The sequence below is a fragment of the Campylobacter sp. RM5063 genome (assembly GCF_024723655.1).
In the GTDB taxonomy this organism is placed as follows: domain Bacteria; phylum Campylobacterota; class Campylobacteria; order Campylobacterales; family Campylobacteraceae; genus Campylobacter_D; species Campylobacter_D lari_D.
The window spans coordinates 1-4,511 of sequence record NZ_JANQDA010000035.1 but is presented as its reverse complement, the minus strand read 5'-3'; the positions used below and the strand labels follow the sequence as shown (position 1 = coordinate 4,511).

The 4,511-nt window shown below is 30.7% G+C and carries 5 protein-coding genes; 1 reads left to right on the top strand and 4 read right to left on the bottom strand.

Features of this window, described 5'->3' with window-relative positions:
• Positions 1–11: 11 nt before the first annotated feature.
• The 3 genes from CAMP5063_RS08090 to pseA are packed head-to-tail and all read right to left on the bottom strand — an operon-like array spanning position 12 to position 2,495.
• On the bottom strand, positions 12–749 hold the full coding sequence (locus tag CAMP5063_RS08090; protein WP_263661742.1) for a HisA/HisF-related TIM barrel protein: 738 nt from the start codon (positions 747–749) through the stop codon (positions 12–14).
• A gap of 1 nt (position 750) precedes the next feature.
• The gene (gene hisH, locus CAMP5063_RS08085) at positions 751–1,362 is read right to left on the bottom strand and encodes an imidazole glycerol phosphate synthase subunit HisH (RefSeq protein WP_263666010.1); all 612 of its coding nucleotides are present in this window, start codon (positions 1,360–1,362) and stop codon (positions 751–753) included.
• On the bottom strand, positions 1,359–2,495 hold the full coding sequence (pseA, locus tag CAMP5063_RS08080; RefSeq protein ID WP_263666008.1) for a pseudaminic acid biosynthesis protein PseA: 1,137 nt from the start codon (positions 2,493–2,495) through the stop codon (positions 1,359–1,361). Before pseA ends, hisH begins: the two co-directional genes overlap by 4 nt.
• Positions 2,496–2,606: 111 nt before the next feature.
• On the opposite strand from pseA, the gene CAMP5063_RS08075 reads away from it, so the two are divergent.
• Positions 2,607–3,386 (top strand): sulfite exporter TauE/SafE family protein, encoded by a 780-nt coding sequence (locus CAMP5063_RS08075; RefSeq protein ID WP_133319971.1) that lies wholly within the window; start codon positions 2,607–2,609, stop codon positions 3,384–3,386.
• On the opposite strand, the gene flhB is transcribed toward CAMP5063_RS08075, so the two are convergent.
• Positions 3,378–4,454 (bottom strand): flagellar biosynthesis protein FlhB, encoded by a 1,077-nt coding sequence (gene flhB, locus CAMP5063_RS08070; protein ID WP_133319972.1) that lies wholly within the window; start codon positions 4,452–4,454, stop codon positions 3,378–3,380. The two genes, CAMP5063_RS08075 and flhB, sit on opposite strands and share 9 nt — an antisense overlap.
• Positions 4,455–4,511: the final 57 nt, after the last annotated feature.

Sequence of the window (4,511 nt, the reverse complement as noted above, 5' to 3'; positions counted from 1 at the left end):
ATTTTGTAAATTTAAACAATCCTCACGGGGATATCATTTTTTAAAAGCTCATTTTTAACATCATTTGGAGTATATTGACTAAAATGAAATATATAAGCACCAGCCAATGCATTCGCACCAAGTTGTATGGCTTTTACCCCATCTTGAGGCTTAGAAAGTCCTCCATTGATAATGAGTGGAATTTTTAATTTACCTTTGAAATACTCTAGCAATTCCCAATCATACCCCAAAGAACTTCCTTCTTTATCAACACTTGTTAAAAGTATCTCCCCTGCTCCTAAAGATTCGTATTTTAATGCAAGTTCTAGCGGATCAATATCTAAAATTTCATTATTAAAAACTTTAAATTTATTTTTGTCTTTTTTTACATCAATCGAGCATACTACACAAGAGCTTCCAAAAGTATTTGCCACCTTTTTGACAAAATCTGGATCTTGCAAAGCCATAGAATTAATACTAATTTTATCAGCACCTATATCTAACACTTTTCTAATATCTTCTAAAGTTCTAATCCCACCTCCAATAGTTAAAGGCATAAAGCACTCATTAGCTATATCTTCTAAGCTTTCAAAATCTATAACACCATTTTTATTGATATCTAAAACTATAAGCTCATCAACATTTCTAGCATTATATATCCTAGCTGTGCTTATTACATGCCCTATAGTTCTAAAAGAAGAAAAATTGATACTTTTTACAAGCTGATGATCTTTTAATAACACGCAAGGTATAATTCTTGTTTTAAGCATACTAGGCCTTTAAATTTGCAAAATTTTCCAAAAGTTTCAAACCTACATTTTGGCTTTTTTCAGGGTGAAATTGCACAGCAAAAATATTATCTTTTTCAAAACTTGCACAAAAAGGTTTTTCATACTCACAAAAAGAAGTTTCCACACTTTCTAAACACTCTACATAATAAGAATGCACAAAATAAAAATCACTTTTTTCTAAAATTCCATCAAATAGCTTGCTTTTTTTATCACTAAATTGTAAATCATCCCAACCACTATGCAATAATTTTTCTTTACTTAAATCAAATTTCAAAACCTTTGCTTTTATAAAATCAAGCCCTTCACACTCTCCGCCCTCATACCCTTTACTAGCAAAAAGTTGCATACCAAGACAAATCCCCAAAATAGGCTTTTTATCTTTTAAAACACATTCTTTTAAAAACTCATCTAGTGCAAGTTTTTTTAAATTTTCCATACCTTGTTTAAAAGATCCAACGCCCGGTAAAACTAATTTAGAGGCATTTTTTATATCTTCTTTTTTAGAACTTATAATCACTTCTTGATTAAGTTTTTCAAAAGCTTTCAAAACAGATTTAAAATTTCCAAGATGATAATCAACAATACAAATCATTTCAAAACAAACTCATCTTTTTTTATCAATGATCCATCACTATCTCTTAAGAATTTACCATTTTCATCGCGTTTAAATATCTTTTTATTAGTATAAGAATCGACAATTTTTTCAAATTCTTTTTCACTAAAACCACTAAATTCCAAATACTTCTTAATAGCCTTTTTAGGTGGCTTTCCATCATATTTATTTACAAGTCTCACGCCCTCTTCACGGCTAATATAGCCAAGTCTTATATCCAAGCACGCATTATCCGTAGCTCTTCCAAAACCATATTTGCAGTATTTTAAATAATCATGCACATGATTTGAATAACAATCTAAATTTTCAAAATTCTCATAAGTAGTTTCAACTGGTTTTGTACTAGTTTTAAAGCCATTTTCTTGGGCTAATTTTAAATTATACTTATAATCCCATTTAAAATAATATCCCAAAAATAACCCTGTAACTCCTACTCTTTGAAGCTCTTCATCGCTTGGATAAGTATAAAAATATAAATCCTTTTCTCTAATACCATCAACACCAATCATATCAGAAATTCTATTACCCAAAAGTCCGCCAAATTCTTCAAGCCACTCTCTACCTAAAGTGTTTTTTTCTTTAGAGCTAGCTGGCCCACCATACTCAATCTGCGGACTTTCTCCCCAAATAATCAAAGGAATACCAAAAGCAACAGCTACTTTTGGAACACATGTAAAAATCCCCAAATGGTTTTGCCATTCATTATCACCCGTTCTTATAAAAGCTTCGCGGGCTAATTTTTTATACACCAAAGGATTTCTTTTGATATGGATTAAATCAACACCAAGGTTATTTAAATTTTTTAAATTCTTTTTACCTATTTTAGTAGGGATACTTGGTTCAAAACAAACACACAAAGGATTAAGTCCAAGTTCAAGACATTTTAAAACTTGAAAGGTAGAATCCTTACCACCACTTACTCCTATCACACAATCATACACAGGATGTTTTTTATATTTTTTAACGAGTTCTAGAAATTCTTTTTCACGCTCTTGCCAATTTATCTCATGATTTTTAGCTTCTTGCGAGCAACACGCATCACAAATTCCCTCATCATTAAAATGCAAATCAGGCTTAGTATCTGGCATAACGCATTTTTTACAAAATTTCATATTAACTCCAAAAAATCTTTATAATCATCATAAATCGACTATGATTATATTTTCTAAAGATAAATAAATTTTATTTTGTTACAATATTTTTTATTTAAAGGTTTATAAATTATGGATTTAACTTTACTTCCTTATATGATTATAGGAATTTTTTCAGGTATGGCTTCAGGGGTTTTTGGCATAGGTGGTGGTATGATTATCGTTCCTTTCATGCTTACTTTAGGACTTAGCTCTCATCATGCTGTTGCAATTTCTGTTGTACAAATGATTTTTGCTTCTATTTTTGGTTCCTATTTAAACTATAAAAAGAAAAATTTAATCTTAAAAGATGGACTTATCATAGGCTTTGGAGGCTTTTTAGGTGCGATGTTTAGCGGGCTTTTACTCTCGTATTTTTCAGATATAACCTTAACAAGTATTTTTCTATGCGTGAGTATTGTATTCTTCTTAAAATTTGCTTTTAATCAAAAAAGCACCATTGGAAACATTAACCACTCTAATATCTTAAAAAATTCTATTTTGCTAATTTGTGGCGTATTTACAGGAATTTTTGCTATATCTTTAGGAATTGGTGGTGGGCTTTTAATTACCCCTATTTTAGCTTATTTTTTAGGCTATGATACTAAAAAAGTAGTGCCACTTAGTTTATTTTTTGTAATATTTGCTTCAATTTCAGGAATTAGTTCTTTTGTATATAATGACATCATTGATAAAGAAGTGTTACAAAATGGAAGCTTAGTAGGATTTAGCTCTATGCTAGGAGTTTATCTTGGTATAAAAATCATGGAAAAAATCAATCTTAAATCCCACCGCATAGCACTTTTAGGTATTTACACCCTTTCTATAACTATGACCATTATAAGCTTAATTAAAAAGCTAAATTTATTTTAATCTATCGGCAAATTTTTGTCTATTGGAAGTATAGACAAAGCTTAAAACCTCTGCCACTGCTTTAAAAAGCTCTGGTGGAATAAGATCATTTACCTCGCAAGCTTTATAAAGTTCTCTAGCTAAAGGAGGATTTTCATAAATCATAACATTGTATTCATATGCCATATCTTTAATACGCAAAGCTAAAAAATCCACCCCCTTAGCTAAAACTTTTGGTGCAGCTTCTTTGGAACTATCATAACGCAAAGCAACCGCATAGTGGGTAGGGTTAGTAATCACAACATCAGCACTAGCAACATCTTGCACCATTCTACGCCTTGCTGCTTCCATTTGCAAACGACGAATTCTTCCTTTTACTAAAGGGTCTCCCTCGCTTTGTTTAAATTCATCTTTAACTTCTTGTTTACTCATGCGTAAGTTTTTAAAGTATTGATACCTTACCAAAAGTACATCTAAAAGCCCTATAATCAAAAAAGCTATAATAACAATAGCTGCAAGTATAATAGCTTTATCCCTAAGCCATAAAAGTTGTGGATAAATCGTATAAAGTTCTACTCTAGGAAGTTCTTTCATAAATTGCAATAAAAAAACAAAAGCTATACCAAATACAACACCGACTTTAAGTATAATTTTCAAAGCCTCAATAATCTTTTTTAAAGAAAAAAGATTTTTAAGCCCGTTAATAGGATTAATTTTATTAAAATTTGGAGTAATGGGCTTAGTAGTAAAAATAAAACCAAACTGCATTAGATTTCCAAGCACACCCGCTACCATAATTACTAAAGTAATGGGCAATACCATAATAAACATCTCTATCATAGTTTTTATAATGATTTTTTGTAAAATCTTTAAATCAATTTCAATGCCTATAAAACTTTGATAAAAACGATATAAACCGCTAATTCTCTCACCTATAAAAGGCATCATAAACAACACCACAACCACAGCTATAATAAGTACAGCCACAGCAGATGCATCTTGGCTTTTTGGGACATTTCCTTCTTGTCGCGCATCTTCTATTTTCTTGGATGTGGGTTCTTCTGTTTTCTCTTGATCATCAGCAGCCATAAAAAACCTTTAAAAAAATTAAAGCAAGATTATAGCATTTTACCAAGCATCTGCTAA